27 protein-coding genes are annotated in these 25,551 nt (G+C 72.9%); 22 read left to right on the plus strand and 5 right to left on the minus strand.

The annotated features are described in order from the left end of the window. Positions 1-58 precede the first annotated feature (58 nt). Positions 59-1,351 carry an MFS transporter gene (locus tag PU704_RS13295; RefSeq protein ID WP_380112669.1) on the plus strand — a complete coding sequence of 431 codons (1,293 nt, stop codon included), beginning with the start codon at positions 59-61 and terminating at the stop codon, positions 1,349-1,351. A gap of 30 nt (positions 1,352-1,381) precedes the next feature. On the opposite strand, the gene PU704_RS13300 is transcribed toward PU704_RS13295, so the two are convergent. Both PU704_RS13300 and PU704_RS13305 read right to left on the minus strand, forming a co-directional pair. After that, a complete protein-coding gene (locus tag PU704_RS13300; RefSeq protein WP_075872220.1) occupies positions 1,382-2,413 on the minus strand; it encodes an NAD-dependent epimerase/dehydratase family protein in 1,032 nt (343 codons plus the stop codon). Between the two features lie 24 nt (positions 2,414-2,437). Beyond that, positions 2,438-2,701 carry a DUF3072 domain-containing protein gene (locus PU704_RS13305; protein WP_047801637.1) on the minus strand — a complete coding sequence of 88 codons (264 nt, stop codon included), beginning with the start codon at positions 2,699-2,701 and terminating at the stop codon, positions 2,438-2,440. Positions 2,702-2,878: 177 nt separating this feature from the next. Here PU704_RS13305 and PU704_RS13310 point away from each other — a divergent pair, with 177 nt between their 5' ends. The 4 genes from PU704_RS13310 (at position 2,879) to PU704_RS13325 (ending at position 5,049) form a co-directional block, all read left to right on the plus strand. Then, on the plus strand, positions 2,879-3,409 hold the full coding sequence (locus PU704_RS13310; RefSeq protein ID WP_075872219.1) for a hypothetical protein: 531 nt from the start codon (positions 2,879-2,881) through the stop codon (positions 3,407-3,409). Between the two features lie 4 nt (positions 3,410-3,413). After that, positions 3,414-4,190 (plus strand): RibD family protein, encoded by a 777-nt coding sequence (locus PU704_RS13315; protein ID WP_277551682.1) that lies wholly within the window; start codon positions 3,414-3,416, stop codon positions 4,188-4,190. A gap of 157 nt (positions 4,191-4,347) precedes the next feature. After that, positions 4,348-4,530, plus strand: coding sequence for a hypothetical protein (locus PU704_RS13320; protein ID WP_047801634.1), 183 nt, complete (start codon positions 4,348-4,350; stop codon positions 4,528-4,530). 51 nt (positions 4,531-4,581) lie between these two features. Beyond that, positions 4,582-5,049 carry a peroxiredoxin gene (locus PU704_RS13325; protein ID WP_047801633.1) on the plus strand — a complete coding sequence of 156 codons (468 nt, stop codon included), beginning with the start codon at positions 4,582-4,584 and terminating at the stop codon, positions 5,047-5,049. A gap of 67 nt (positions 5,050-5,116) precedes the next feature. On the opposite strand, the gene PU704_RS13330 is transcribed toward PU704_RS13325, so the two are convergent. Continuing rightward, positions 5,117-5,905 (minus strand): SDR family oxidoreductase, encoded by a 789-nt coding sequence (locus PU704_RS13330; RefSeq protein WP_277551683.1) that lies wholly within the window; start codon positions 5,903-5,905, stop codon positions 5,117-5,119. A 195-nt stretch (positions 5,906-6,100) separates the two neighbouring features. On the opposite strand from PU704_RS13330, the gene uraD reads away from it, so the two are divergent. The 4 genes from uraD (at position 6,101) to PU704_RS13350 (ending at position 9,719) form a co-directional block, all read left to right on the plus strand. Continuing rightward, a complete protein-coding gene (gene uraD, locus PU704_RS13335; RefSeq protein ID WP_047801631.1) occupies positions 6,101-6,598 on the plus strand; it encodes a 2-oxo-4-hydroxy-4-carboxy-5-ureidoimidazoline decarboxylase in 498 nt (165 codons plus the stop codon). Further along, entirely contained in the window at positions 6,595-6,921 is a 327-nt protein-coding gene (uraH, locus tag PU704_RS13340; RefSeq protein WP_075872217.1) for a hydroxyisourate hydrolase, read from the plus strand. The genes uraD and uraH overlap by 4 nt, the downstream gene beginning before the upstream one ends. Positions 6,922-6,993: 72 nt before the next feature. Continuing rightward, positions 6,994-7,917, plus strand: coding sequence for a factor-independent urate hydroxylase (gene pucL, locus PU704_RS13345; protein ID WP_075872216.1), 924 nt, complete (start codon positions 6,994-6,996; stop codon positions 7,915-7,917). 242 nt (positions 7,918-8,159) lie between these two features. Then, positions 8,160-9,719 carry a nucleobase:cation symporter-2 family protein gene (locus PU704_RS13350; RefSeq protein WP_075872215.1) on the plus strand — a complete coding sequence of 520 codons (1,560 nt, stop codon included), beginning with the start codon at positions 8,160-8,162 and terminating at the stop codon, positions 9,717-9,719. 98 nt (positions 9,720-9,817) lie between these two features. On the opposite strand, the gene PU704_RS13355 is transcribed toward PU704_RS13350, so the two are convergent. Beyond that, positions 9,818-10,582 (minus strand): IclR family transcriptional regulator, encoded by a 765-nt coding sequence (locus tag PU704_RS13355; RefSeq protein WP_047801627.1) that lies wholly within the window; start codon positions 10,580-10,582, stop codon positions 9,818-9,820. Between the two features lie 187 nt (positions 10,583-10,769). On the opposite strand from PU704_RS13355, the gene PU704_RS13360 reads away from it, so the two are divergent. The 9 genes from PU704_RS13360 (at position 10,770) to allB (ending at position 22,807) form a co-directional block, all read left to right on the plus strand. Then, positions 10,770-12,194 (plus strand): NAD(P)-dependent malic enzyme, encoded by a 1,425-nt coding sequence (locus PU704_RS13360; RefSeq protein WP_075872214.1) that lies wholly within the window; start codon positions 10,770-10,772, stop codon positions 12,192-12,194. A gap of 47 nt (positions 12,195-12,241) precedes the next feature. Continuing rightward, positions 12,242-13,858 carry a malate synthase A gene (gene aceB / locus PU704_RS13365; RefSeq protein WP_277551685.1) on the plus strand — a complete coding sequence of 539 codons (1,617 nt, stop codon included), beginning with the start codon at positions 12,242-12,244 and terminating at the stop codon, positions 13,856-13,858. Further along, positions 13,855-15,207 carry a DUF6986 family protein gene (locus PU704_RS13370; protein ID WP_277551686.1) on the plus strand — a complete coding sequence of 451 codons (1,353 nt, stop codon included), beginning with the start codon at positions 13,855-13,857 and terminating at the stop codon, positions 15,205-15,207. Before aceB ends, PU704_RS13370 begins: the two co-directional genes overlap by 4 nt. A 1-nt stretch (position 15,208) precedes the next feature. After that, positions 15,209-16,030 carry a bifunctional allantoicase/(S)-ureidoglycine aminohydrolase gene (locus PU704_RS13375; protein WP_075872212.1) on the plus strand — a complete coding sequence of 274 codons (822 nt, stop codon included), beginning with the start codon at positions 15,209-15,211 and terminating at the stop codon, positions 16,028-16,030. 238 nt (positions 16,031-16,268) lie between these two features. Next, a complete protein-coding gene (locus PU704_RS13380; protein ID WP_075872211.1) occupies positions 16,269-17,075 on the plus strand; it encodes a hydroxypyruvate isomerase family protein in 807 nt (268 codons plus the stop codon). A gap of 43 nt (positions 17,076-17,118) precedes the next feature. After that, on the plus strand, positions 17,119-18,054 hold the full coding sequence (locus PU704_RS13385) for a 2-hydroxy-3-oxopropionate reductase (protein WP_075872210.1): 936 nt from the start codon (positions 17,119-17,121) through the stop codon (positions 18,052-18,054). Between the two features lie 58 nt (positions 18,055-18,112). Continuing rightward, positions 18,113-19,888 (plus strand): glyoxylate carboligase, encoded by a 1,776-nt coding sequence (gcl, locus tag PU704_RS13390; protein WP_277551687.1) that lies wholly within the window; start codon positions 18,113-18,115, stop codon positions 19,886-19,888. A gap of 43 nt (positions 19,889-19,931) precedes the next feature. Next, the gene (locus tag PU704_RS13395) at positions 19,932-21,149 is read left to right on the plus strand and encodes a glycerate kinase (RefSeq protein ID WP_277551688.1); all 1,218 of its coding nucleotides are present in this window, start codon (positions 19,932-19,934) and stop codon (positions 21,147-21,149) included. Next, a complete protein-coding gene (gene allB / locus PU704_RS13400) occupies positions 21,146-22,807 on the plus strand; it encodes an allantoinase AllB (protein WP_255396229.1) in 1,662 nt (553 codons plus the stop codon). The genes PU704_RS13395 and allB overlap by 4 nt, the downstream gene beginning before the upstream one ends. Positions 22,808-22,924: 117 nt before the next feature. Here allB and PU704_RS13405 read toward each other — a convergent pair whose 3' ends face one another. Continuing rightward, positions 22,925-23,119: a ferredoxin gene (locus tag PU704_RS13405; protein ID WP_047801620.1), complete on the minus strand. Its 195-nt coding sequence runs from the start codon at positions 23,117-23,119 to the stop codon at positions 22,925-22,927. Between the two features lie 234 nt (positions 23,120-23,353). Between PU704_RS13405 and PU704_RS13410 the strand changes: the two genes are divergently transcribed. From PU704_RS13410 to PU704_RS13425, 4 genes are all read left to right on the plus strand, one after another. Next, on the plus strand, positions 23,354-24,544 hold the full coding sequence (locus tag PU704_RS13410) for a cytochrome P450 (protein WP_277551689.1): 1,191 nt from the start codon (positions 23,354-23,356) through the stop codon (positions 24,542-24,544). 69 nt (positions 24,545-24,613) lie between these two features. Next, positions 24,614-25,093, plus strand: a complete 480-nt coding sequence (locus PU704_RS13415; RefSeq protein ID WP_047801618.1) for a DUF2975 domain-containing protein — start codon at positions 24,614-24,616, stop codon at positions 25,091-25,093. Then, positions 25,093-25,299: a helix-turn-helix domain-containing protein gene (locus PU704_RS13420; protein ID WP_047801617.1), complete on the plus strand. Its 207-nt coding sequence runs from the start codon at positions 25,093-25,095 to the stop codon at positions 25,297-25,299. The genes PU704_RS13415 and PU704_RS13420 overlap by 1 nt, the downstream gene beginning before the upstream one ends. Before the next feature lie 50 nt (positions 25,300-25,349). After that, positions 25,350-25,517 carry a hypothetical protein gene (locus tag PU704_RS13425; RefSeq protein WP_187347273.1) on the plus strand — a complete coding sequence of 56 codons (168 nt, stop codon included), beginning with the start codon at positions 25,350-25,352 and terminating at the stop codon, positions 25,515-25,517. The last annotated feature ends 34 nt before the right edge of the window (positions 25,518-25,551 follow it).

Here is a 25,551-nt window from a genome sequence, read left to right on the forward strand (position 1 = left end):
CGCCGCAGCCCGGCGCGCGACGGTGCCCCCTGTCACCGAGCAGTCCGCCACCGCGCCGATCGCCACCGCCTCGACGTCCGCCGCGTCGACGTCGGCCGGGCAGCCCGCCACGGGGCACGGTGGCACCGGCCGCCGGGCTCCGCGACGCTCCGGCGGCCGCTACGCGCGGCTCCTGGAGCTGGGCGGCCGCGGCTTCCTGCCGATCGCCTTCGTGGCCCGCCTGCCCCTGGCCATGATCACCGTGGGGGCCCTGACCCTCGCCACCGCCGTCACCGGCTCCTACGCCGTGGGCGGGGCGGCCGCCGGCGCCGTCGGGATCGGCTCGGCCCTGGGCGGGCCCGTGATGGGCCACCTCGCCGACCGGGTGGGACAGCGGGCGGTGCTGCTGGTCTCGGCCCTCGCCCACGCGGTGGCCATCGGCGTGCTGCTGATCACCGCCTACGCCGGCCCGGGCGGCCCGGCCGTGCCGCTGCTCGTCACGGCGGCGCTGCTGGTGGGCGCCACCTGCCCCCAGGTGGGCCCGCTCGCCCGGGTCCGCTGGCGCAGGCTGACCAGGGGTGACCGGCAGGAGCTGGACACCGCGCTGTCCTACGAGTCCACCGCCGACGAGCTGACCTTCGTGCTCGGCCCCGCCCTCGTGGGGCTGCTGGCGTCCCTGCTCGCCCCGTGGACCCCCTTCGTCCTGGCCGCCGCGCTGACCCTCACCATGGTCTCGTGCTTCGCCGTGCACCCCACCCACCGCGCGGCACCGGCCGCCCCGCGCCCGCGGCGCCGGACGGCAGCCGCGCCCGGTCCCGGCCGGGACCGGATCCTCGTCCTGCTCCCCGTGCTCGGGATGGTGGCCATGGGCACGTTCTTCGGAGCCGTGCAGAACGCGCTGAGCGCCTTCGGCGGCGAGTTCGGCGCCCAGAGCGCGGCCGGGCTGCTCTACGCCGTGCTGGGCATCAGCTCCGCGGCCGCGGCCCTGTCCGTGGCCTGGTGGCCCCGGCGCTTCCCGCCCGCCGCCCGCTGGGTGGCCAGCGCGGGCGCCATGGCCGCCCTGAGCCTGCTGTTCCTCCTGCCCGGGGAGATCGTCCCGATGCTCCTGGTGCTGCTGCTCGTCGGCCTGCCCGTGGGCCCCACCATGGTCACGATCTACACGATCGGCGGGGACGTCGCCCGGCCGGAGCGGCTGGGCACGGTCATGACGATGCTGGCGAGCGGCGTGGTGCTGGGCACGGCCGTGGGCGCGGCGCTGGCCGGGCTCGCGGCCGAGACCGCCGGTCACAGGGGTGCCTTCACGGCCGCGATCGGCGCGGCCTGCGCCATGGTGCTGATCAGCGCGGCGCTGGTCCTGCTCCGGCGCCGCTGAGGAGCCGGACGGGCGGCGGGGCCGCGGCGGCTACACCAGCGGCGATTTGGGGCGGTGCTCCCGGTTGCCGAGTCCCTCGCGGCCGTCGAGGTGGTCGACGAGCTGGCGGAGCGCCTCGAGCGAGCTCACGGTCTCGGACCATCCCGTGACCTCGCGGATCCGCGTGGTGTCCATGACGGGCACGGCGTCGGCGAGGTCGATCCAGCCGGGATCGGTGGGCTGCAGCCGCAGCCGGTAGGTGATCGCCACCAGCGCCCGGACGAGGGCCGGCGGAACGGGCAGGACGCGCTTGGCGCCGAGCACCTGGGCCACGCCGTCAGGACCGAGCACCGGCTCGGCCGCGACGTTGAACGCCCCGCCCGCACGGTGCCGGATGACCCGCCAGAACGCGTCCGCGACGTCGTCGGTGTGCAGGGTCTGGAAGCGGAACCTCTCCGGGAACGGCAGCACCGGCAGGCGCATCCGGGCGATGAGCCCCTTGGGCACGAGGGCACCGAAGAAGTAGTCCCCGATCTCGGGGGCGGCACCGGCCTGGAACAGGAAGCCGGGCCGCAGCCGGGTCACCACAACCCCGGGGTGGGCTTCCTCGAACCGGTTGAGCAGCGCCTCCGTCTCGGCCTTCTGGACGTTGTAGTGGGAGGTGTCCACCCCGCCCACGGGCCAGGACTCGTCCACGCGGCGGTCCTTGGGGCCGCGGCTGTAGGCCCCGAGGGAGGACGGGTAGACGACCTGGGGCACGCCGGCCAGGACGACGGCGTCGAGCACGTGGACCAGTCCGTCGACGTTGGTGCGGTGCATGAGCGCGAAGTCCCGGTTGGGGCGGATCAGCCACACCAGGTGGACCACCGCGTCCGCCCCGCGCAGGATCTCCGCGAGCCGGCCGGTGGACTCCTTCTCGGCGACGTCGACGGTGTGCCACTCGACGCCGTCGTACGGCTCGCCGCCCCGTTCCGGGCCCTCCCGGGAGACCCCGACGATCTGCGTGACCTCGGGGGCGGCGTGCAGCCGCCGCAGCAGGGCGGTGCCCACGTTGCCGGTGGCGCCCAGGACGACGATCTTCACGGCGCTCTCCCTCCCCGCCCGGACCTACTGGTCCTGGACGCGCTTGCTGTGGTCCTGCAGGCGGTCGATGTGCTTGGAGGCCTCCGCCTTCGTGAGGTCCGCGGGCAGCTCCTCCCCGGCCTCGCGGGCCAGCGTGTCCAGGTAGCTGCGCTGGGCGCTGGTCATGGGCTCCTCGCCCGTGGCCCACTCGTCCGGGTCGCGGTCGAGCCCGCTGCCCGGCTCGGGAGTGGAGGCGCCGAGGGTCTCCTGCTCGTCGGGATCCGGGGTGCCGTTCGGGTTCTCAGTCATGCGCCCATGATAGTCATACCGCTTACGATGTCGCGCCGCGGCGCCGGTCGCCGAGCTCCCGGCCCGGACCTCCTCCCGGCGCGGCGGCGCAGTCAGTACGCTGGAGGACCGGCCCCGGCCGGCGGGACCCGGCAGCAGACGCACCGGCGGACGCACACAGGACCAGAGGAGACGCAGATGAGCGAGCAGGTCGAGACCGGCGGGACCGCGGGAGCGCGGTTGCAGGGGGACAAGCTCAAGGCCTACATGCTCGGGCACTACATGGGCGCCCTGTCCGGGGTGCGGCTCTTCGACGAGGCCGCCCGCACCTGGGCCGGCACCGCCTACGAGGACCGGTTCGCCCGGTTCGTCCGTGAGATCCAGGACGACATCGGGCACCTCGAGACGATGCTCGACCGGCTCGGCGCCACCCGGCGCCGGGTCGCCAAGGGGCTCGGCACGGCCACCGGCATCGCGTCCCGGCTCAATCCGCTGAGCCGGATCCGGGAACGGGCGGGGATCGCCGCCCACGGGGAGCTGGAGATGCTGCAGTCCCTGGTGGTGGCCAAGCGCAGCATGTGGGTCACCCTGCTCGAGCTCGCCCCCTCGGACCCGCGTCTGGACGCCGAGGAGCTGCGCGCCCTCGAGGCCGGCGCCGCCGACCAGTACGACCGGCTGCGGGCGGTCGCCGGGGAGACCGCCCGGGACCGCTTCCTCACCCGGGGCTGAGCCCGTGGCCGAGAGCCCCCGCCCGGCGACAGGGCCCCCGGCGGGCGCGTCCGCCGGGGCGTGGGAGCAGCTGCTGGCCGGCCGGGTGGACCCCGCGGCCGAGCCGGAGCTCGTCGAGCGCTACGGGCCCCTCGTGGCGCACCGGGGGCCGCTGGTGATCGCCCAGCTCGGGCAGAGCCTGGACGGGTTCATCGCCTCGCGCACCGGGCACGCCGAGTACGTGACCGGCCCCGAGGACCGGGAGCACCTGCACCGGCTGCGCGCGCTCGTGGACGCCGTGCTCGTGGGCGTCGGGACGGTCGCCGCCGACGACTGCCGGCTGACCGTCCGAGCGGTGCCCGGCCCCCACCCCACCCGGGTGGTCCTCGACCCCTCGGCGCGCGCCCCGGCCGGCTCGGCCGTGCTCACCGACGGCGCCGCCCCCACCGTCTGGGTCGTGGGCTCCGGCGCCCCCGTGCCGGCGCGGCTCGCCCCGCACGTCGACGTGCTGCGCGTGCCGGCCCCGCCCCACCGGCTGAACCCGCACGAGGTGCTGACCGCGCTCGCGCGCCGCGGCCTGGGCCGGGTGCTCGTGGAGGGCGGGGGGCGCACGGTCTCGAGCTTCCTCGAGGCCGGAGCGCTGCACCGGCTCTACCTCACCACCGCTCCCATGCTCATCGGCGACGGCGTGCCCGGCATCAGGTTCCGCGGCGCGGAGCACCTCTCCGGGGCGCTGCGGGCCCCGGCGCGCCGCTTCCCGCTCGGCGACGACCTCTGCACCGAGCTGACCTTCCGCGCCTGAGCGGGCTCCCCGTGCCCGCGCAGCCGCCCGAGGCGGGCTGCGACGGCGGGACCCGCACGGTGTCATCGACCACGTCATCCTTGACTCGACCCTGCCGCAGCACTAACTTTCATGATACGGAATCCCAATTCCGTCATACGAACTCGAAGGAGTCCTCATGAACGCCAGCCCGGCCTTCGCCGCCCACGCGTCCTTCTTCAGCTACACCGGAACGGACTGTGATCCCGATCTGGCCCTGTCCCCGCACCCCGCCGTCCGCGCCACCCCGCTGTGGGTGCTGGCGGTGTCCTCGGCCTGTGTCGGAGCCGCCGTGGGCCGCCTCTCGGTCCGGCGCCCCTAGCACGGCGCACCGCATCGACCACCACACCGACCACGGCCCTCAGGAGCACCCATGGCACCGCAGATCCGGACCGGCCGGCAGGCCCCCGACTTCACGCTCACCGACCACGAGGGCCAGGAGGTGCGGCTCTCCGAGCTGCGGGGCCGGAAGGTGATCGCCTACTTCTACCCGAAGGCCTTCACCCCCGGCTGCACGTCCGAGGCGTGCGACTTCCGCGACAACCTCGCCTCCCTCGAGGGCCTCGGCTACACCGTGCTGGGGATCTCGGGGGACGACACCGAGACGCTCGGGCGCTTCGCACAGGAGTACGGCATCCCGTACCGCCTGCTCTCCGACCCGGACTCGGCCACCGCGCAGGCGTGGGGCGCCTGGGGCGAGAAGACCGTCAACGGGCAGAGCACGGTCGGCCCCCTGCGCTCGACCTTCGTGATCCAGGAGGACGGCACCGTCAGTTCCGCGGAGTACGGCGTCCAGGCTGAGGGCCACGTGGCGGACCTGCGCCGGCGACTTCCGGCCTGACCGGCGCCCGACCCCGGGGACCCCCGCACCCGCGCCGCGACGCGTCGGGGCGCGGCGGTCCTGCCGTTCAGCCCCGCCCGGCGAACGGCATCCCGGAGGCGGTGAGCACGAGCGAGTTCACCGTGGCGGCGGCGGGGAGCTCGGCCATCATCAGCACCGCGCGCCCCACCTCCTCCACGGGAAAGCTGGGCTCCGGGCGGAGCGAGCCGTCGGCCTGCAGGGCGCCGCCGTCCGTCCCCAGCCCCGCGAGCAGCTCCGTGGCCGCGTTGCCGATGTCGATCTGCCCACAGGTGATCCCGTACGGACGGCCGTCCAGGTCCAGGGACTTGGTCAGGCCGGTGACGGCGTGCTTGCTCGCGGCGTAGGCCGCGGACAGCGGCCGGGGGGCGTGGGCGGAGATCGAGCCGTTGTTGATGATCCGCCCGCCGCCGGGGCGCTGCCGCTTCATGACCCGGAAGGCCTCGGCCGCGCACAGATAGGTCCCGATGAGGTTCACCTGCAGGGTGCGCTGCCACTCGAGGGGGTCGATCTCGTCCACCTCCCCGCGCGGCCCGAATGTCCCGGCGTTGTTGAACAGCACGTCGATCCGCCCCGCGAGACGGGAGATCTCCCGGAAGGCCTCGGACACGCTCTGCGCGTCGGCCACGTCCATCGGCACGACCCAGGACCCGGGCGCACCGCCGGCGGTCTCCTCCAGGGGCTCCCGCCGCCGTCCGGTCAGCACGACCGCCCACCCTGCCGCAAGGAAGCTGCGCGCCACCGCCCGACCGATCCCGGACCCGGCCCCCGTCACCACCAGCACCCTCGCAGCCGTGCCGGGTTCCCCGGCACCGTCCACCACGCCCTGCACGTCCATCCCGCGCCCCCCTCACCGTCCTGCCGGCGCGTCCGCCCCGGCGTGAAACGAAAGTTCCACCTCCGCCATCTTGCTGCAAAAACTTGGTAACAGGAGCGTGGAACCATTGACTTGGGTCTTGTGATCCAGTTCACTGGAAGCAATGAAAGTTTTATTCCACATTATGGAATACAGGAAGGGCTGACGGCGCACCCGATGCATCTCACCGAGTTCAACTCCCTCCCCCGGTCCGAGGCCGTCGAGGCGATCCGCCCGGCCCTCGACATCCCGCGCTGGCTGGAGGCCGTGGCCGACGCCCGCCCCTACTGGCACCATGATGCCCTGCTCGGCAGGGCCCGTGACGCGGCGGAGCCGTTCGGTGACGAGGAGATCGACCGGGCGCTGTCCCACCATCCCCGGATCGGCGAGCGCCCGCAGGGCGACAGCGCGGAGGCCGGCCTGTCCCGGGCGGAGCAGTCCGCCGTGGACCCCTCCGACGCCGAGGTGCAACGGCGCCTGCGGGAGGGCAACCGCGCCTACGAGGAGAAGTTCGGCCAGGTCTTCCTCATCCGCGCCGCCGGGCGCACCCCCGAGGAGATCCTGGAGCAGCTCTCCGAGCGCCTGCAGCACGACGCCGGGACCGAGCGCGCCGTGGTCGCCGACCAGCTGCGCCAGATCGCCCTCCTCCGACTCGAAGGACTCGTCACCCCATGAGCTACGTCACCGCCCACGTCCTCGACTCCGTCACCGGCACCCCCGCCCAGGGCGTCGCCGTGTCCCTCGAGGCCGCCGACGGCACCTCCATCGCGGCCGCCCGGACCGACGACGACGGCCGCGTGCCCGAACTGGGCCCAGAGACCCTGGAATCCGGCGACTACCGGATCACCTTCGCCACCGGGCAGTACTTCGCCGGCAGGAACCAGCCGACGTTCTACCCGTTCGTGACGGTGAACTTCACGGTGCAGGCCGAGGAGCGGCACTACCACGTGCCGCTCCTGCTGAGCCCGTTCGCCTTTTCCACCTACCGGGGCAGTTGACCCAGGAGTTGGCGGGCCCGCCCGTCTTCGACCGCCCCGATCAGCAGACACCAGACCGCGAGGAGAAACGTCATGACCGACGTCGTCACCGGCAAGGCTACGGACAAGGCCACGGACACCGTCGTCCTGGGCAGGAACCAGTACGGCAAGGCCGAGAACCATGTCGTGCGCATCAACCGCGACACCGACCGCCACGAGATCCGCGACCTCGTGGTCACCTCCCAGCTGCGCGGCGACCTGGAGGAGGTGCACACGCGCGGCGACAACGCCCACTGCGTGCCCACGGACACGCAGAAGCAGACCGTGTTCGCCTTCGCCCAGCAGTACGGCATCGACTCCCCCGAGCAGTTCCTGCTCAAGCTCGCCGACCACTTCACCGGTGAGTTCGAGTGGATCACGGGCGGGCGCTGGGCGGCCCAGGAGCACGCGTGGCAGCGGATCGACGACCACGACCACTGCTTCGTGCAGCACAAGGACGAGGTGCGCACCGCCGTGGTGGTGGCCGACGGCCAGGAGCGGACGGTGATCTCCGGGTTCAAGGACCTGACCGTCCTGAAGTCCACGCAGTCCGGCTTCACGGGCTACCCGAAGGACGAGTACACGGTGCTGCCCGAGACCGAGGACCGGATCATGTCCACCGACATCGCCACCCGGTGGCGCTACAGCACCACCGACGTGGACTACGACGCCGTCTACGAGGACGTCAAGAGGATCATCCTCACCAAGTTCACCGACCACTACTCCAAGGCCCTCCAGGAGACCCTCTACCTGATGGGCAAGGCCGTCATCGAGGCCCACCCGGAGATCGACGAGATCAAGTTCTCCTGCCCGAACAAGCACCACTTCGTGTACGACCTCGGCTTCTGCGGCCTCGAGAACGACAAGGAGACCCACTGGGCGGCCGACCGCCCCTACGGACTCATCGAGGCCACGATCCAGCGCAAGGGCGCCGCGGAGAACGAGGCCGCCTGGACGGGCATCGCCGGCTTCTGCTGAGCCCGCACGCCCCGGCGCCGCCGACCGCGGCGCCGGGGGACGGGGCCCGTCGTCGCCGTCCGCGCACGACGACGACGGACCCCGCACTCCCTGCTGGGGCGGCGCACCCGCTGCCCGCACGCCCGGCGCCCCTGCGGCGCCCACCGCGCACCGCGGTCCTCTCCACCTCCTCGCTCCGCCCCGGTCCCGCCCCGACGCCGGCACCGGGTCTCTCCCGTCACCAGGATCCCTAGGAGAACACCATGGCCAGGTCACGCACCGCTGAGCCGCCCGCCACCACCCGCACCCGCCCGGAGGACGAGTTCCTCGGCGTGGGCGGCAGCCTGGGCTACGGGCTGCAGCACGTGCTCACCATGTACGGCGGCATCATCGCGCCGCCCCTCATCATCGGCGGTGTCGCCGGCATGACGCCCCAGGAGCAGGGCCTGCTCATCGCGGCCTCGCTCTTCGTGGGCGGCCTCGCCACGGTCCTGCAGTCGTGGGGCATCAGGTTCTTCGGCTCGCAGCTGCCGCTCGTGCAGGGCACGTCCTTCGCCGGCGTGGCCACCATGACGGCCATCGTCCAGGGCGGCGGCGGCATCCAGGCGGTCTTCGGCGCCGTCATCGCCGCCTCCGTGATCGGATTCCTGATCACGCCGTTCTTCGTGAGCATCATCCGCTTCTTCCCGCCGGTCGTCACCGGCGTGGTGATCACCTCCATCGGCCTCACGCTGTTCCCGGTGGCCGCCCGCTGGGCCATGGGCGGCAACGCGCAGGCTCCCGAGTACGGCTCGGTCGGCAACCTCGCGCTGGCCGGCCTGACCCTGCTGATCATCATGCTGCTCTCCAAGCTGGGCAGCGCCGCCGTCTCCCGGCTGTCCATCCTCATCGGCCTGGTGCTCGGCACCGCCGCGGCGGCGGCGCTGGGCATGGCGGACTTCAGCCAGGTGCTCAGCGGTGACATCTTCGCCGTTCCGCAGCCGCTGGCCTTCGGTCCCCCCGTGTTCGAGGTGGCGGCCATCCTCTCGATGTTCATCGTCATCCTCGTGACCCTCACCGAGACCACTGCCGACATCATCGCGGTCGGCGAGATCGTGGACACGAAGGTCGGCAAGAAGCGCATCGCCGACGGCCTGCGCGCGGACATGGCCTCCTCGGCCCTGGCGCCGATCTTCAACGGCTTCACCCAGAGCGCCTTCGCCCAGAACGTGGGGCTCGTGGCCATCACCGGCGTCAAGAGCCGCTTCGTGGTCACGGCCGGCGGTTTCATCCTCGTGACCCTCGGCCTGCTGCCCGTCCTCGGCCGGGTCGTCGCGGCGGTCCCGCCGCCCGTGCTCGGCGGGGCCGGCATCGTGCTCTTCGGCAGCGTGGCCGCCTCCGGCATCCGGACCCTGGCGAAGGTGGACTTCGGCAACGGCGCCAACCTGATCATCGTGGCCACCTCCCTCGGCTTCGGCATGCTGCCCATCGCCGTGCCGGAGATCTATGCGAACTTCCCGGCCTGGTTCGAGACGATCTTCCACTCCGGGATCAGCTCGGCGGCCGTGATGGCGATCCTGCTGAACATCCTGTTCAACGAGATCCGCACCGGCAATCCGCCGCGGGGCACCGGCTCGGTCTTCGCCCAGGCCCCGGTGCGCGCCGTCCGCTACGAGAGCCTCGAGCACCTGCAGGACCACCTCCAGGAGGGCGACACCGTCCGGGACGGCAAGCTCGTGGACTGCGACGGCAACGAGGTCCCCGTGATCACCGCCGCCGGCGAGATCGTCGACACCAGGATCTGCCGGACCCCGGCCGGCCCCGGCGAGCCGTCCGCGCACTGACACCGCGGCGCCGGCTCACCGCCGGATCCCTGCGGCGCCGGGATCCCCGGCGCCGCAGGGATCCTGCCGCACGGCGGCCGGTGCGCCCGGGCCGCGGCTCAGGCCCTGACGGGCATGAGCTCCGCGGCGATCGCCTCGGCGGCCCGGCGCAGGACGGGCACGGCCCGGCGGCCGAAGTCCTCGTCCACCCGGCTCACGGGCCCGGAGACGGAGATCGCCGTGGGGGTCGGCGCGCCGGGCACCGCCATCGCGTAGCAGCGCACGCCGAGCTCCTGCTCCTCGTCGTCGATCGCGTAGCCGCGCTCCCGGATCCGCTCGAGGTCGGCGAAGAGCTCCTCGAGAGTGCCGAGGCTCTTGGGCGTGGGCGTCGCCATGCCGGTGGCGGTGACGATGGCCCGGACCCGGTCGTCGGGCAGCGTCGCGAGCATGGCCTTGCCCACCCCGGTGTCGTGGGTGTCCGCGCGGCGGCCCACCTCGGTGAACATCCGCATCGAGCGCTGGGACTGCGCCTGGGCGATGTAGACGACCTCCTGGCCGTCGAGCACGGCCATGTTCGCCGACTCGCCGAGCTCGCGCACCAGCTCGTCGAGCCGGCCCCGGGCCGCGGAGCCGAACTGGCGCCCGGCGGCCTCCCCCAGCAGGATCAGCCGCGGCCCGAGCGCGTAGTTGCGGTTGGGCAGCTGGCGGACGTAGCCGGAGGGCACCAGGGTGCGCAGCAGCCGGTGGATCGTGGGCAGCGGCAGCTTGACGGCGGCGGAGAGCTCGCTCAGCGACATCTCGCCGCCCGCGGCGGTGATCACCTCGAGGAGCTCGAACACCCGCTCCACCGATTGGACACCGCCCGATGCAGGTCGTGTGGTCATGGTTCCGTGGTCCTCCGTCGGTCGTGGGACAGCTCGCCGCCGCACCCGACCCTCCAGGGCGACGTACCGTGACAGGAGTCACGGACGAGTCTTGCCATCAATGCCAGTGTCCCATAATATCCATAATACGGAATTTTCATTCCGCTATGCGGGTGAAACCTTCATCTCGAGCTTCCACGGAGGAACCATGGCAACGCCCAGTCCCGGATATTCGATGATCCTGCGCGTGCAGGCGCCTGCCGGTCTGACCGTCACCAGCGAGCTCGCCACGGCGGCGGCCACCGCGGGCGCGGCAGTGACCGCCCTCGACGTCGTCGAGTCCCACGCCGAGCACGTGGTGGTCGACGTCAGCTGCAACGTCTCCGACGCGTCCCACCGGGACGAGGTGCGGGACGCCCTCGAGGCGATCGAGGGCGTGGCGGTCCGCAAGATCAGCGACCGCACGTTCCTCATCCACCTCGGCGGCAAGATCGAGGTGACGCCCCGCGTCTCGCTGCGCAACCGCGACGACCTCTCCCGCGCCTACACCCCCGGTGTCGCCCGGGTGTGCACGGCGATCGCGGAGAACCCGGCCGACGCCCGGCGCCTGACCATCAAGCGCAACACCGTGGCCGTGGTCACGGACGGCACCGCCGTCCTCGGCCTCGGCGACATCGGCCCGGCCGCGGCCCTGCCCGTAATGGAGGGCAAGGCCGCCCTCTTCAAGGCCTTCGGCGACGTCGACGCGTGGCCGGTCTGCCTCGACACGAAGGACACCGACGAGATCGTGCGGATCGTCAAGGCGATGGCGCCCGTCTACGGCGGGGTCAACCTCGAGGACATCGCGGCCCCCCGCTGCTTCGAGATCGAGGCGCGGCTGCGCGAGGAGCTCGACATCCCCGTCTTCCACGACGACCAGCACGGCACCGCCATCGTCGCCCTCGCCGCGCTGTACAACGCCCTGAAGGTGGTGGACAAGCGCATCGAGGACGTCCGGATCGTCGTCTCCGGGGTGGGCGCGGCCGGCCACGCCATCATCCAGCTGCTGACCGCCAACGGCGCCGGCGACATCGTCGCCTGCTCCCGCAACGGCGCCATCCACCGGGGCGAGGACTACCAGGACCAGCACCGGCAGTGGATCGCCCAGCACACCAACGAGCAGGGCTTCTCCGGCAGCCTCAAGGAGGCGATGGCCGGGGCGGACGTCTTCATCGGCGTCTCGGCGCCGAACCTCCTCGACGAGGCCGACATCGCCGCGATGAACGACCGCGCCGTCGTCTTCGCCATGGCGAACCCCGATCCCGAGGTCGACCCGGGGGCGGCCGCCGAGCACGCCGAGGTCGTGGCCACCGGCCGCTCGGACTTCCCGAACCAGATCAACAACGTGCTGGCCTTCCCGGGGCTGTTCCGCGGTCTGCTCGACGCCGGGGCCACGGACATCACCACCGAGATGCTGGTGGCCGCCGCCCGCGCCATCGCCGACTGCGTGGGTGACGACGAGCTCAACGCCGGCTACATCGTCCCCAGCGTCTTCGACCCCGCGGTCGCCCCGGCCGTGGCCGCTTCCGTGCGCGCGAGCGCCGAGGCCGTCGGCGCCGTCGCCGAGCCGGTCACCGAGCCCGCGCACGCCTGACCCGCCCCCGCCCGCACGCCGACCCACCCGCACCAGGAGGCACTCCCATGACCACCACGAACACCGTCGAGCACACCCTGCCGGAGGGCCTCGAGCGCGCCGGCGAGATCCTCACCGAGGACGCCCTCCAGTTCGTCGCCGAGCTGCACCGCCGCTTCGCCCCCCGCCGCGCCGAGCTGCTCGGGGCGCGCGAGCAGCACCGCCGCGCCGCGGCCGGGAGCGGCACCCTGGACTTCCTCCCGCAGACCCGGGAGATCCGCGAGAGCGAGTGGACGGTGGCCCCGGCGCCGCCGGCCCTGCAGGACCGCCGGGTGGAGATGACCGGGCCCGCCTCGCCGGCCAAGATGGCGATCAACGCCCTGAACTCCGGGGCGAGGGTCTGGCTGGCCGACCTGGAGGACGCCTCCAGCCCCACCTGGTACAACCAGGTGGACGGCATCCTCAACCTGCGCGACGCCGCCCGCGGCACCCTCTCCTTCACCTCCCCGGAGGGCAAGCACTACGCCCTGCGCCAGGACGCCCCGCTGGCCGTGGTCGTCACCCGCCCCCGCGGGTGGCACCTGCCCGAGCACAACGTCACCGTGGACGGGCAGCCGGCCTCGGGCTCGCTCGTGGACTTCGGGCTGCACTTCTTCCACACCGCACAGCTGTTGCTGGCCAACGGCCACGGCCCGTACTACTACCTGCCCAAGATGGAATCCCACCTCGAGGCGCGGCTGTGGAACGACGTGTTCAGCTTCGCCGAGGAGTACCTCGGCATCGACCACGGCACCGTCCGTGCGACCGTGCTCATCGAGACGATCCCGGCGGCGTTCCAGATGGAGGAGATCCTCTGGGAGCTGCGCGAGCACGCCTCCGGGCTCAATGCGGGGCGCTGGGACTACCTGTTCAGCATCATCAAGTACTTCCGGGACGCCGGCGAGCGCTTCGTGCTCGCCGACCGGTCCACGATCACCATGACCGCGCCGCTGATGCGCGCCTACACCGAGCTGCTCGTGAAGACCTGCCACCGCCGGGGAGCCTTCGCGATGGGCGGGATGGCCGCGGTCATCCCGAACCGGCGCGACCCGGAGGCCACGGAGGCCGCCTTCGCCAAGGTGCGCGCCGACAAGACCCGGGAGGCCCAGGACGGCTTCGACGGGTCGTGGGTGGCCCACCCCGACCTCGTGCCGACCTGCAGGGAGGTCTTCGACGACGTCCTGGGCGAGCGGCCCAACCAGGTCGACCGGCTCCGCGAGGAGGTGCAGGTCAGCCCGGAGCAGCTGCTCGACGTCCCCAGCGCCGGCCGCACCAGCACGCAGCAGGAGCTGGCCGCCAACCTCTACGTGGCGATCCGGTACACCGCCGTGTGGCTGTCCGGCAACGGGGCGGTGGCCATCCACAACCTCATGGAGGACGCCGCGACCGCCGAGATCTCCCGCTCCCAGGTCTGGCAGCAGATCCGCAACGGCGTGGTCTACGAGGACACCGGGAGCACCGCGACCCGGGAGCTGGTCGCCGAGGTGCTCGAGCAGCAGAAGGAGGTGCTGCGCGGGGAGGTCGCCCCGGAGCTCTTCGAGCGCCACTTCGAGCCCGCCGCCCGGCTCATCGCCGACCTCGTCCTGGGCGAGGAGTACGTCGACTTCCTGACCCTGCCGGCCTACGACCTCATCGAGGGCCGGTGAGCGCCGCGCGCACGAGCCTGCCCGCCTCGTTCGCCCGGTGCGCCGACCAGCTGCTCGAGGGCACCGACGCGGCCCTGGAGCACTGCTTCCCGGGCGACGACGGGTCACGGCAGCCGCTGCACACCTGCTACGTCCCCGCGGACCTGGTCACCCCGGCCACCGCCCGGGAGTGGGGCGAGGCCGCGCTCGCCGCCGCCGCGGAGGCCGGCGGGCTCACCGCCCTGGCCGAGCTGGCCGGGGTGGAGGAGCACCTGCGCGAGGAGGTCGTGACCCGCACCGGGCGCAAGCTGCGGGAGGAGCCGATCGAGGACCTGCGCCTGGACCTCGAGGACGGCTACGGCGAGCGGCCCGACGCCGAGGAGGACGAGGCCGCCGTCGGCGCCGCCCGCACCGTGGCCGCGATGGCGCTCGCCCGGCACCGCGGGGACTCGCCGCAGCCGGCCTTCGCCGGGATCCGCTTCAAGTGCCTGGAGGCCGGGACCCGGGAGCGCGGGCTGCGCTCCCTGGACCTGTTCGTGACCGCCCTCGTGCGCGAGGGCGGTCTGGCGGAGGCCGGAGCGGCCGCGGACGGGCTGCCGGCCGGACTGGTGCTGACCCTGCCGAAGGTCTCCACCGCGGAGCAGGTCGAGGTGATGACCGAGGCCTGCCGCGCCCTGGAGAGCGCCCTCGGCCTGGCCCACGGCCGGCTGCGCTTCGAGATCCAGATGGAGACGGCCCCGATGATCCTGGGACTCGACGGCACCTGCCCCATCCCGGCGATGCTGCGCGTCGCCGAGGGCCGGGTCACGGCCCTGCACTACGGCACCTACGACTACTCCGCCTCCCTCGGCGTGGCCGCGGAGTTCCAGTCCATGGAGCACCCGGTGGCCGACCACGCGAAGCAGGTCATGCAGGTCGCCGTGGCCGGCACCGGGGTGCGGCTCTCGGACGGGTCCACCAACCGGCTGCCCGTGGGCGATGCCGCCCAGCGGCGCGAGGCCTGGGCGCTGCACGCGCGCCTGGTCCGCCGCTCCCTGGAGCGGGCCCTCTACCAGGGCTGGGACCTGCACGCCCACCAGCTGCCGACCCGCTTCCTGACGAACTACGCGTTCTACCGGCGCTCGTTCGGCGCGTCCGCGCACCGGCTGCAGGTGTACCGCAGCCGCTCGGTGCCCGGCATCGAGGCCGCGGACGTCGCAGACGAGCCCGCGACCGCCCGGGCCCTCGCCCGGTTCGTCCACCGCGGCCTGCTGTGCGGGGCGATCGGCGCGGGAGAGCTGGCCTCGGCCGCGGGGCTGGACCACCACGAACTGGCCGCCCTCGCCCACCCCCGGCCGGCTGCGGCCACCCCCACCCCAGGAGGCATCTGACATGACCGACCGCACCTACCACGCCCCGCACGGCGGGCACCCGGACCAGACCCAGCTGCTCACCGACCGGGCGATGTTCACGGAGGCCTACGCGGTGATCCCGCGGGGGACCATGCGCGACATCGTGACCAGCCGGCTCCCCTTCTGGGACGACACCCGGGTCTGGGTCCTCGCCCGGCCCCTGTCCGGGTTCGCGGAGACCTTCTCGCAGTACATCGTGGAGGTCGCCCCCGGCGGCGGCAGCGACCGCCCCGAGACCGAGTCCGGCGTCGAGGGCGTCCTGTTCCTCATGGAGGGCACCCTCACCCTGACCGTGGAGGGCGAGGAGCACGAGCTGACCCCGGGCGGCTACGCGTTCCTCCCGCCGGAGTGCGAGTGGACCGTGCGCGGCACCGGCGACGAGCCCGCCCGCTTCCACTGGATCCGCAAGGCCTACGAGTACGTCCAGGGCGTCGAGGTCCCCGAGCCGTTCGTCACGTCCGACCAGGAGGTCGCGCCCACCCCCATGCCGGGCACCGACGGCAGGTGGGCGACCACCCGCTTCGTGGACCCCGACGACGTCCGGTACGACATGCACGTGACGATCGTGACCTTCGAGCCCGGCGCGGTGATCCCGTTCGCGGAGACCCACGTGATGGAGCACGGCCTCTACGTCCTCGAGGGCAAGGCCGTCTACCGGCTCAACCAGGACTGGGTGGAGGTGGAGGCCGGCGACTTCATGTGGCTGCGGGCCTTCTGCCCGCAGGCGTGCTACGCCGGCGGCCCGGGCCGCTTCCGGTACCTGCTCTACAAGGACGTCAACCGGCAGATGAAACTGCGCTGACCCACGGGCCGGCGCCCTCCCGACCGGACCCCGCACCGCCTCCTCGCCGTGGTGGTGCGGGGTCCTTCCACGTGCGGCACCGCCCGCACGATGTCCCAGTATTCCGCATTATGAAATTTAATTTTCAGCAGTACGTTGACCTGGATCACATCCCGTCGTAGTCTTTTCGTACAAAGAAAACAAAATTCCGCAATACGAAAGACGCCTGCAGCGCGTCGCTCCCGGCCAGGAGGAAACGATGTCGTACACCGTGAACTGCTCCATCCTGCTCACCGACCTGCCCCTGCTCGAGCGCCCTGCGGCGGCCCGGGCGGCCGGCTTCGACGCCGTCGAGTTCTGGTGGCCCTTCGCGACCTCGGCCCCCGCGGACCGCGACGTGGACGCCTTCGTGGCGGCGGTCCAGGACGCGGGCGTGCAGCTGAGCGGGCTGAACTTCGACGCCGGCGACATGCCCGGCGGGGACCGCGGCCTCGTGTCCTGGATCGGCCGCGAGGCGGAGTTCGCGGAGAACGTGGCCGTGGTCGCCGCCATCGGCGAGCGCACCGGCTGCACGGCCTTCAACGCCCTCTACGGCAACCGGCAGCCCGAGCACACCCCCGAGGCCCAGGACGCGCTGGCCGTGCAGAACCTCGTGGCCGCCGCGCAGGGCGTCGCGCGCATCGGCGGCACGGTGCTGCTGGAGCCGGTCTCCGGCGCGCCCGCCTATCCGCTGAAGACCGCCCAGGACGCCCTGGACACCATCGCGGAGGTCCGGCGGGCCGGTGCGGACAACATCGGGCTGCTCGCCGACTTCTACCACCTGGCCGTCAACGGCGACGACGTCGCCGCGGTGATCGAGCAGCACGCGGCGGACTTCGCGCACCTCCAGATCGCCGACGCGCCGGGCCGCCACGAGCCCGGCACCGGCGAGCTCCCGCTGCAGCAGTGGATCGACCGCAGCCGGGCGCTCGGCTACACCGGCCGCGTGGGCCTGGAGTACAAGGCCTCCCAGGAGGACCCCTTCGCGTGGCTCTCCTCCCGGTCCGCGACCCGCACCGGCGCCTGAGCCCCGTCCTCTCCGACACCACCAGCACCTCGAGGAGCACACCATGACCAGCACCGCGAACACCCCCGCCGCCGGCGGCACCGCCCCCGCCGCCATCCGCAGCGTCACCGTGATCGGCCTCGGCATCATGGGCCTGCCCATGGCCCGCAACCTCGTCTCCGCGGGCTTCGACGTCGTCGGCTTCAACCGCTCCCCGGACAAGGTCGACCAGCTCGTCGAGGCCGGCGGCCGGGGCGCCGCCGGCGTGGCCGAGGCCGTGCGGGAGGCCGACGTCGTGATCACCATGGTCCCGGACTCCCCCGACGTGGAGGAGGTCGTCACCGGCGAGGACGGCGTCCTCGCCCACGCGAAGCAGGGCGCGATCTGGATCGACGCGAGCTCCATCCGCCCGGACGTGGCCGCCCGGCTCTCGGAGGAGGCCGCCCGCGCGGGCCTGCGCCCGCTGGACGCCCCCGTCTCCGGCGGCGAGCAGGGCGCGATCGACGCCGCGCTGTCGATCATGGTCGGGGGCGAGGCCGCGGACTTCGAGGCCGCCCGGCCGGTCCTCGAGGCCGTCGGGAAGACCGTCGTCCACGTGGGTCCCGCCGGCTCCGGGCAGACCGTCAAGGCCGCCAACCAGCTCATCGTGGCCGGCAACATCCAGCTGCTCGCGGAGGCCGTCGTCTTCCTCGAGGCCTACGGGGTCGACACGGACGCCGCGCTGACGGTCCTCGGCGGCGGCCTGGCCGGCTCCAAGGTCCTGGACCAGAAGGGCCGGAAGATGCTGGAGCGCAACTTCGACCCCGGCTTCCGGCTCCAGCTGCACCACAAGGACATGGGCATCGTGACCGCCGCCGCCCGCGAGGCCGGGGTCACCGTCCCGCTGGGCGCGCTCGTCGCCCAGCTCGTGGCCGCCACGGTGGCCCGCGGCGACGGCGGCCTGGACCACTCCGGGCTGTTCAAGCTCACCGAGGAGCTCTCCGGCCGCTCCGGCCGCTGACCCACCCACCCCACCGCTTCCCGACCCGACCCCGGGTCCTGCTTCCAAGGAGTTCACCATGGCCAGAATGCGCACGGTCGACGCCGTCGTCGCCATCCTCGAGAAGGAGGGCGCCACCGAGGCCTTCGGGCTGCCCGGCGCCGCCATCAACCCGTTCTACTCGGCGATGCGCGCCCACGGGGGCATCCGCCACACCCTCGCCCGGCACGTCGAGGGGGCCTCGCACATGGCCGACGGCTACACCCGGGCGGCCCCGGGCAACATCGGGATCTGCGTGGGCACCTCCGGCCCCGCCGGCACCGACATGGTCACCGGCCTCTACGCCGCCTGGGCGGACTCCGTGCCGATCCTGTGCATCACCGGCCAGGCCCCCGTGGCGAAGCTGCACAAGGAGGACTTCCAGGCCGTGGACATCGCCGCCATCGCGGCGCCGGTGACCAAGATGGCGATGACCGTGCTGGAGCCCGGCCAGGTCCCCGGGGCGTTCCAGAAGGCCTTCCACCTCATGCGCTCCGGCCGCCCCGGACCGGTCCTGCTGGACCTGCCGCTGGAAGTCCAGCTGGCCGAGATCGAGTTCGACATCGAGGCCTACGAGCCGATGCGCCCCGAGCGCCCGGCGGCCACCCGGATCCAGGCCGAGAAGGCCCTGGACCTGATGTTCGCCGCGCAGCGCCCGCTGATCGTGGCCGGCGGCGGGATCATCAACGCCGACGCCTCGGAGCGGCTGGTCCAGCTGGCCGAGCTGCTCGACGTCCCCGTGATCCCCACGCTGATGGGCTGGGGCGCCATCCCCGACGACCACCCGCTGATGGCGGGCATGGTCGGCCTGCAGACCTCCCACCGCTACGGCAACGCGACGTTCCTGGAGTCGGACTTCGTGCTGGGCATCGGCAACCGGTGGGCCAACCGGCACACCGGCAGCCTGGACGTCTACACCGCCGGCCGCACGTTCGTGCACGTCGACATCGAGCCGACCCAGATCGGGCGCGTCTTCGCCCCGGACCTGGGCATCGTCTCCGACGCGGGCGCCGCCCTGGACGTCCTGCTCGAGGTCGCCCGCGAGCGCAAGGACCGCGGGCTGGTGCCGGACCGGGGCCGGTGGGTGCTGGACTGCGCCCGGCGCAAGGGCTCCCTGCACCGCAAGACGCACTTCACGCAGGTGCCGATCAAGCCGCAACGCGTGTACGAGGAGATGAACTCCGCCTTCGGCAAGGACGTCACCTACGTCTCCACGATCGGGCTCTCCCAGATCGCCGGCGGGCAGCTGCTGCACGTGTACGGCCCGCGCCGGTGGATCAACGCCGGCCAGGCCGGGCCCCTGGGCTGGACCGCCCCCGCGGCCCTCGGCGTGGTGCGCGCCCAGCCGGAGCGGACCGTGGTGGCCCTCTCGGGGGACTACGACTTCCAGTTCATGATCGAAGAGCTGGCCGTCGGCGCCCAGTTCAACCTGCCCTATCTGCACGTGGTCGTGAACAACTCCTACCTGGGCCTGATCCGCCAGTCCCAGCGCGGGTTCGAGATGGAGCAGAACGTGTCGCTGGCGTTCGAGAACGTCAATTCCCCGGAGACGGAGGGTTACGGTGTGGATCACGTGAAGGTGGCCGAGGGCCTCGGCTGCAAGGCCGTGCGGGTGACCGACCCGGAGAGGCTGCAGGAGTCCTTCGCCGAGGCCCACGAGCTGATGCAGCAGTTCCGGGTCCCGGTGGTCGTGGAGGTCATCCTGGAGAAGGTCACCAACATCTCCATGGGCACGGAGATCGACAATGTGGTGGAGTTCGAGCAGCTGGCCGAGCGCGGCGAGGACGCCCCCACCGCGATCGCCCTGCTCGACTGACCCGCCGGCACCGCGCCGGCACCGACCAGACAGGAGGACGGACGTGCGCATCGTCGTCGCCCCGGACAAGTTCAAGGGCTCTCTCGAGGCCCCCGACGTGGCCGCGGCCCTGGAGGAGGGGATCCACTCGGTGGACCCCACCGCAGAGGTGGTCCGCCTGCCCGTGGCCGACGGCGGGGAGGGCACCCTCGAGGCCGCCCTCGGCGCCGGGTTCGTCCCCTCGCCCGTCACCGTCACCGGCCCTGTCGGGGAGCCCGTCGAGGCGGAGTTCGCCCTGCGGGACCGCACCGCGGTGGTCGAGATGGCCCTCGCCTCGGGGCTCGCCGCCCTGCCCGTGGACGAAACCGGGCAGCCCGTCCTCGACGCCGGCGGCGCGACGAGCCGCGGCACCGGCGAACTGGTCCGCGCCGCCCTCGACGCCGGGGCCGAGCGCGTGGTCCTCGGCGTCGGGGGCAGCGCCTGCACCGACGGCGGGGCCGGGCTGCTGCAGGCCCTGGGCGCCCGTCTGCTGGACGCCGTGGGCGAGGAGCTGGGCCGGGGCGGGACCGCCCTGGCCGGCCTGTCCCGCGTGGACCTCACCGACCTCGACCCGCGCCTGGCGGGCACCGAGTTCGTCCTGGCCGCCGACGTCGACCACCCGCTGCTGGGCGAGCGCGGCGCCGCCGCGGTCTTCGGCCCGCAGAAGGGCGCGGACCCGGATCAGGTGCGGGCGCTCGACGCCGCCCTGACGGTCCTCCGGGACCGGCTCGCCGACGCCCTCGGGGACGGCGCGGCACGCGCCGCCGAGGCGCCCGGGGCCGGTGCCGCCGGCGGCGTGGGCTTCGCGGCCCTCGCCGTGCTCGGCGCCCGGCGCCGCCCCGGCGTCGCGGTGGTGCTCGAGTTCGTCGGCCTCGCGGACCGGCTCGCCGGCGCGGACCTCGTGGTCACCGGCGAGGGCAGCCTGGACGAGCAGTCCCTCGGCGGCAAGACGCCGCTGGGCGTGCTGGAGACCGCACGGTCCGCGGGCGTGCCCGCGGTCGCGGTCTGCGGGCGGACCACCCTGGAGCCGCGCGTGCTGCACGAGGCCGGCTTCCGGCGGACCTATGCTCTGACCGATTTCGAGCCGGACCCCCGCACGTGCATGCGGGAGGCGAGGCGGCTGCTCGAACAGGTGGGCGCCCGCCTGGCCCACGACCTTCCCGAGCTGCTCGCCGGGACCCAGCCCGACCTCACCGATCCGGCGGCCGGTGCGGACGCCGACGACCCGAAGGAACCTCGATGACCGAGAAGACGCCGCCCCGGCAGCCGCCCGTCGAGGGCGGGGACGACGCCGCAGATCCCACGGGGCGCCCGCAGCGGCTGCCCGAGGACCCCGCGGCGATCGCCCAGGAGGACTCCGCGCGTGCGGCCACCAAGCCCGCCGCCGCGCAGCACGCCTTCGAGGCCGAACAGGCCCACAAGCTCGAGGTCAGCGAGAACGTCAACGACCCCGAGCGCATCCGCCGTCTGATCGCCGACCACCGCCGCGAGCACGGGCTGCCCGACGACACCGGCGACGCCCCGCGCACGGGAGCGGACGAGCAGGGAACCAACGCCCGCGACCACCGGGAGTTCGACCTCGTGGTGCGCGGGAGGAACGTCTCGTGCGGGGACCACTTCGCCCCCCGGGAGGTCGGCGTGCGCGGCGGCCGGATCGTGGCCGTCGAGCCCCTCGGCGCCGGTCTGCGCGGCCGCGAGGTCCTGGAGCTGGCCGACGACGAGAGGCTGCTGCCGGGACTGGTGGACACCCACGTCCACATCAACGAGCCCGGCCGCACCGAGTGGGAGGGCTTCGCCTCCGCGACCCGGGCCGCCGCGGCCGGCGGGGTGACCACGGTCCTGGACATGCCGCTCAACTCGATCCCCGCCACGGTGAACGTGCCGGCGCTGGAGTACAAGCGGCTCTTCGCCCAGGACAACGTCTTCGTGGACGTCGGCTTCTGGGGCGGGGCGATCCCCGGAAACACCCCGGACCTGCGCGAGCTGCACGACGACGGCGTCTTCGGCTTCAAGTGCTTCCTGCTGCACTCGGGGGTGGACGAGTTCCCGCACCTCGAGGCCGACGAGATGGAGGAGGACCTCGCCGAGATCAAGACCTTCGACTCCCTGATGATCGTGCACGCCGAGGACTCCCGCGCCATCGACCGCGCCCCCCACCCCGAGGGCGACGTCTACGAGAACTTCCTGAGGTCCCGTCCCCGCGGCGCCGAGAACCTGGCGATCGCCGAGGTCATCGAGCGCACCCGGTGGACCGGGGCGCGCTCGCACATCCTGCACCTGTCCTCCTCGGACGCGCTGCCCATGCTGGCCACCGCCAAGCGGGACGGCCTGGACATCACGGTGGAGACCTGCCCGCACTACCTGACCCTGCTGGCCGAGGAGGTGCCCAACGGCGCCACCGCGTTCAAGTGCTGCCCGCCCGTGCGGGAGGTCGGCAACCGCGAGCTGCTGTGGGAGGGGCTGGTCGACGGGACCATCGACTTCATCGTCTCCGACCACTCCCCCTCGACCCTGGACCTCAAGGACCTGGACAACGGCGACTTCGGCGTGGCCTGGGGCGGGGTCTCCTCCCTGCAGCTGGGGCTGTCCCTGATCTGGACCGAGGCACGCCGTCGCGGGATCGACCTGGGACGCGTGGTGGAGTGGATGTCCACGAGGCCCGCCCAGCGGGCCGGCCTGCGGTCCAAGGGGAAGCTGGCTCTCGGCTACGACGCGGACCTGGTGGTCTTCGCCCCCGACGACGCGTTCGTGGTCGACGCCGGACGGCTGCACCACAGGAACCCGATCACCCCGTACCAGGGCAAGGCGCTGTCCGGGAAGGTGCGCCGAACCTATCTGCGCGGGGTGCCCGTGGACTTCGAGACGCCGCGCGGCCGGCTCATCCGGCGCGGGGAGAGCTGACCCGGTGCGCACGCCGCGGTGACGCGGCCCGGAGCCGGACGGTGCCCGCCGGGGCCGGCCCTCGTCCGGTACCACCCCCTCGCGCGGGAGCCGGCACCGCCGAGGGACCCCGGCCCGTCAGGGGTCGAGCAGGATCGCGGCGACCGGACAGGCCAGGGCGGCCTCGCGGACGGCGCTGTGCAGCGCCTCGGGCGGTTCGGCGTCGAGCAGGAGGACCACGCCGTCGTCCTCCTGCTGGTCGAAGACCGCCGGCGCCAGGGCGGAGCACTGCCCGGAGCCGGCGCACCTGGTCCGGTCCACGCTGACCCGCATGTCCGCCTCCTCGTCCGGCCGGACCCGGACGTCCCCGTCCCGTGGATCGTCCGGTGCCGCCTGATGCCCTTTGGTGCCCTCTGGTGCCGAACGTACCAGCGGCCCCCGGGCCGCCGCTCCCCCGGACTCCCGTCGCCCCTGGTCATGACGCATATGGACGGGTTTCCGGCAGCTCTGTAGCGTGGAACACCACGGAAGACGTCACGTGGTACGGCCACCAGGACGGGGTGCACCATGACCTCCACCGAACCCGTCGCCCTGCCGCTCACCCGGCAGTGCCCCTACGCCCCACCGCCCGAGCACCTGCGGCTACGCGACGAGCAACCCGTCGCCCGGGTCAGGCTGCCCTCCGGGATGACCGTGTGGGCGCTGACCCGCCACGAGGACATCCGGGCCATGCTGACCGATCCGCGGTTCAGCTCCGACCGCAACCGCCCCGGGTTCCCGGCGTTCACGCACGACCCGATCCCGGTCTCCCTGAGCCTGCTCGGCATGGACCCGCCCGAGCACGGCCCCGCCCGCCGGGCCGTCATGGGAGAGTTCACGCTCAAGCGGATCACCGCCCTGCGCCCGCGCATCCAGCAGATCGTGGACGAACGCGTCGATGCCCTGCTGGCCGGGCCCCGCCCGGTGGACCTGGTGCCGGCGCTGTCCCTGCCGGTGCCATCGCTGGTGACCTGCGAACTGCTCGGCGTGCCCTACGCCGAGCACGACTTCTTCCAGAGCCGCTCGGCCACGCTGCTCTCCCGCGGCATCTCCGTGCAGCAGATCCAGCAGGCACTGGGCGAACTGCTGTCCTACCTCGACCGGCTGATCGCCGCGAAGGAGCAGGAGCCCACAGACGATCTGCTGGGCCGCCAGGTCCGCAGGCAGCAGGAGCAGGGCCCGGTCGACCACGAGGCGCTGATCAGCCTGGCCTTCCTGCTGCTGGTGGCCGGCCACGAGACCACCGCGAACATGATCTCCCTGGGCGTCCTGGCGCTGCTCGACCACCCCGAGGACCTGGCCGTGATCCGCCGGGATCCCAGCAGGACCCCGGACGCCGTGGAGGAGCTGCTGCGCTGGTTCACGATCGCCGAGCTGGGCACCTCGCGCGTGGCCCTGGAGGACGTGGAGATCGGCGGGGTGCTCGTCCGCGCCGGGGACGGCGTTCTCGGCCTGTCCAACACCGCCGACCGCGATCCGGAGGTGTTCACCGACCCGGGCTCCTTCGACATCGACCGCGGCGGACGCCACCACCTCGCCTTCGGCTACGGCCCGCACCAGTGCCTGGGCCAGCACCTCGCCCGCCTGGAGCTGCAGATCGTCCTCGACACCCTGTTCCGGCGCATCCCCCACCTCCGGTGCACCGTGCCCGTCGACGAGCTGCCCTTCAAGAACGACGCCGACATCTACGGCCTGCACGAGCTCCCCGTCATCTGGTGATGTCCACCGGCGGGGCCACACCCACGCCCGCCTATTGACATTCGATAGATACCGAGCGAGACTCGATGCATGATTCGTGAACACCGGGCGGTCGCCGCCCTCCGCGTCTTCCTCGCGCTGCTCTTCGGGATCCTGGTGCTGTTCCAGGTCATGTCCCTGCCCGGGCAGTTCGCGCACATGGCCCAGGAGAACCCCGAGATGGCCTACCTGAGGTGGCCGGCGACCGCCGTGACGGTGTTCTGGGTGCTGTGCGCGCAGGTGGTGATCGTGTGCACCTGGAAGCTGCTCACCCTGGTCAAGAAGGACCGCATCTTCAGCCCGGCGTCCCTGGTGTGGGTGGACGCGATCGTGTGGGCCGTGGCCGCGGCGTGGGCGGTGCTGCTGGGCGTGTTCCTGTTCGTCGGCTTCAACGCCGGCGACCCCGGGCTGCCGCTGCTGCTGTTCCTGATGCTGACCGGGGTCACCGTGCTGGGGCTGCTCATGGTGGTGATGCGGGCGCTGCTGCGCCAGGCCACGGCCCTGCGCACCGACATGGAAGCGGTGATCTGATGCCGATCGTCGTGCGCCTCGACGTCGAGCTGGCCAAGCGCAAGATGAGCGTCGGCGAGTTCGCCGAACGGGTCGGGCTCACCCCCGCCAATGTCGCCGTGCTGAAGAACGGCCGGGCCAAGGCGGTGCGCTTCGCGACCCTGGACGCCATGTGCCGGGTGCTCGAGTGCCAGCCCGGGGATCTGCTCGAGTGGGTCGAGGACTGACCTGCCCCGCCGCCCCACTCCCGTGAACGGAAGCCTGTGAGAGGAAACCCGTGAAACACGTCCTCCCCGTCCTGCTCGTCGTCCTCGGCCTGGCGATCGGTGCCGCCGGCATCGTCCACGGAGAGGCCGACGACTCCCCCGGCCTCCAGGGGCTGGGCGTCCTGCTGGTCCTCGCCGCCGTGCTGTACGGCGTGCGCACCGTCCGGCGCAGCCGCTGACCGCCGGCGCCGCGGCCCCACAGCGCACAGGGCG

Source organism: Kocuria oceani (assembly GCF_029524215.1).
GTDB lineage: Bacteria > Actinomycetota > Actinomycetes > Actinomycetales > Micrococcaceae > Kocuria > Kocuria oceani.

Coding starts and splice junctions, on each gene's coding strand:
- PU704_RS13330 (WP_277551683.1), bottom strand. CDS start 5,905: ATGGACGTGCAGGGCGTGGTGGACGGTGCCGGGGAACCCGGCACGGCT.
- PU704_RS13420 (WP_047801617.1), top strand. CDS start 25,093: ATGCCGATCGTCGTGCGCCTCGACGTCGAGCTGGCCAAGCGCAAGATG.
- PU704_RS13305 (WP_047801637.1), bottom strand. CDS start 2,701: ATGACTGAGAACCCGAACGGCACCCCGGATCCCGACGAGCAGGAGACC.
- aceB (WP_277551685.1), top strand. CDS start 12,242: ATGACCACCACGAACACCGTCGAGCACACCCTGCCGGAGGGCCTCGAG.
- PU704_RS13325 (WP_047801633.1), top strand. CDS start 4,582: ATGGCACCGCAGATCCGGACCGGCCGGCAGGCCCCCGACTTCACGCTC.
- pucL (WP_075872216.1), top strand. CDS start 6,994: ATGACCGACGTCGTCACCGGCAAGGCTACGGACAAGGCCACGGACACC.
- PU704_RS13380 (WP_075872211.1), top strand. CDS start 16,269: ATGTCGTACACCGTGAACTGCTCCATCCTGCTCACCGACCTGCCCCTG.
- uraD (WP_047801631.1), top strand. CDS start 6,101: ATGCATCTCACCGAGTTCAACTCCCTCCCCCGGTCCGAGGCCGTCGAG.
- PU704_RS13320 (WP_047801634.1), top strand. CDS start 4,348: ATGAACGCCAGCCCGGCCTTCGCCGCCCACGCGTCCTTCTTCAGCTAC.
- PU704_RS13310 (WP_075872219.1), top strand. CDS start 2,879: ATGAGCGAGCAGGTCGAGACCGGCGGGACCGCGGGAGCGCGGTTGCAG.
- allB (WP_255396229.1), top strand. CDS start 21,146: ATGACCGAGAAGACGCCGCCCCGGCAGCCGCCCGTCGAGGGCGGGGAC.
- PU704_RS13355 (WP_047801627.1), bottom strand. CDS start 10,582: ATGACCACACGACCTGCATCGGGCGGTGTCCAATCGGTGGAGCGGGTG.
- PU704_RS13415 (WP_047801618.1), top strand. CDS start 24,614: ATGATTCGTGAACACCGGGCGGTCGCCGCCCTCCGCGTCTTCCTCGCG.
- PU704_RS13410 (WP_277551689.1), top strand. CDS start 23,354: ATGACCTCCACCGAACCCGTCGCCCTGCCGCTCACCCGGCAGTGCCCC.
- PU704_RS13385 (WP_075872210.1), top strand. CDS start 17,119: ATGACCAGCACCGCGAACACCCCCGCCGCCGGCGGCACCGCCCCCGCC.
- PU704_RS13360 (WP_075872214.1), top strand. CDS start 10,770: ATGGCAACGCCCAGTCCCGGATATTCGATGATCCTGCGCGTGCAGGCG.
- uraH (WP_075872217.1), top strand. CDS start 6,595: ATGAGCTACGTCACCGCCCACGTCCTCGACTCCGTCACCGGCACCCCC.
- PU704_RS13375 (WP_075872212.1), top strand. CDS start 15,209: ATGACCGACCGCACCTACCACGCCCCGCACGGCGGGCACCCGGACCAG.
- PU704_RS13405 (WP_047801620.1), bottom strand. CDS start 23,119: ATGCGGGTCAGCGTGGACCGGACCAGGTGCGCCGGCTCCGGGCAGTGC.
- PU704_RS13350 (WP_075872215.1), top strand. CDS start 8,160: ATGGCCAGGTCACGCACCGCTGAGCCGCCCGCCACCACCCGCACCCGC.
- gcl (WP_277551687.1), top strand. CDS start 18,113: ATGGCCAGAATGCGCACGGTCGACGCCGTCGTCGCCATCCTCGAGAAG.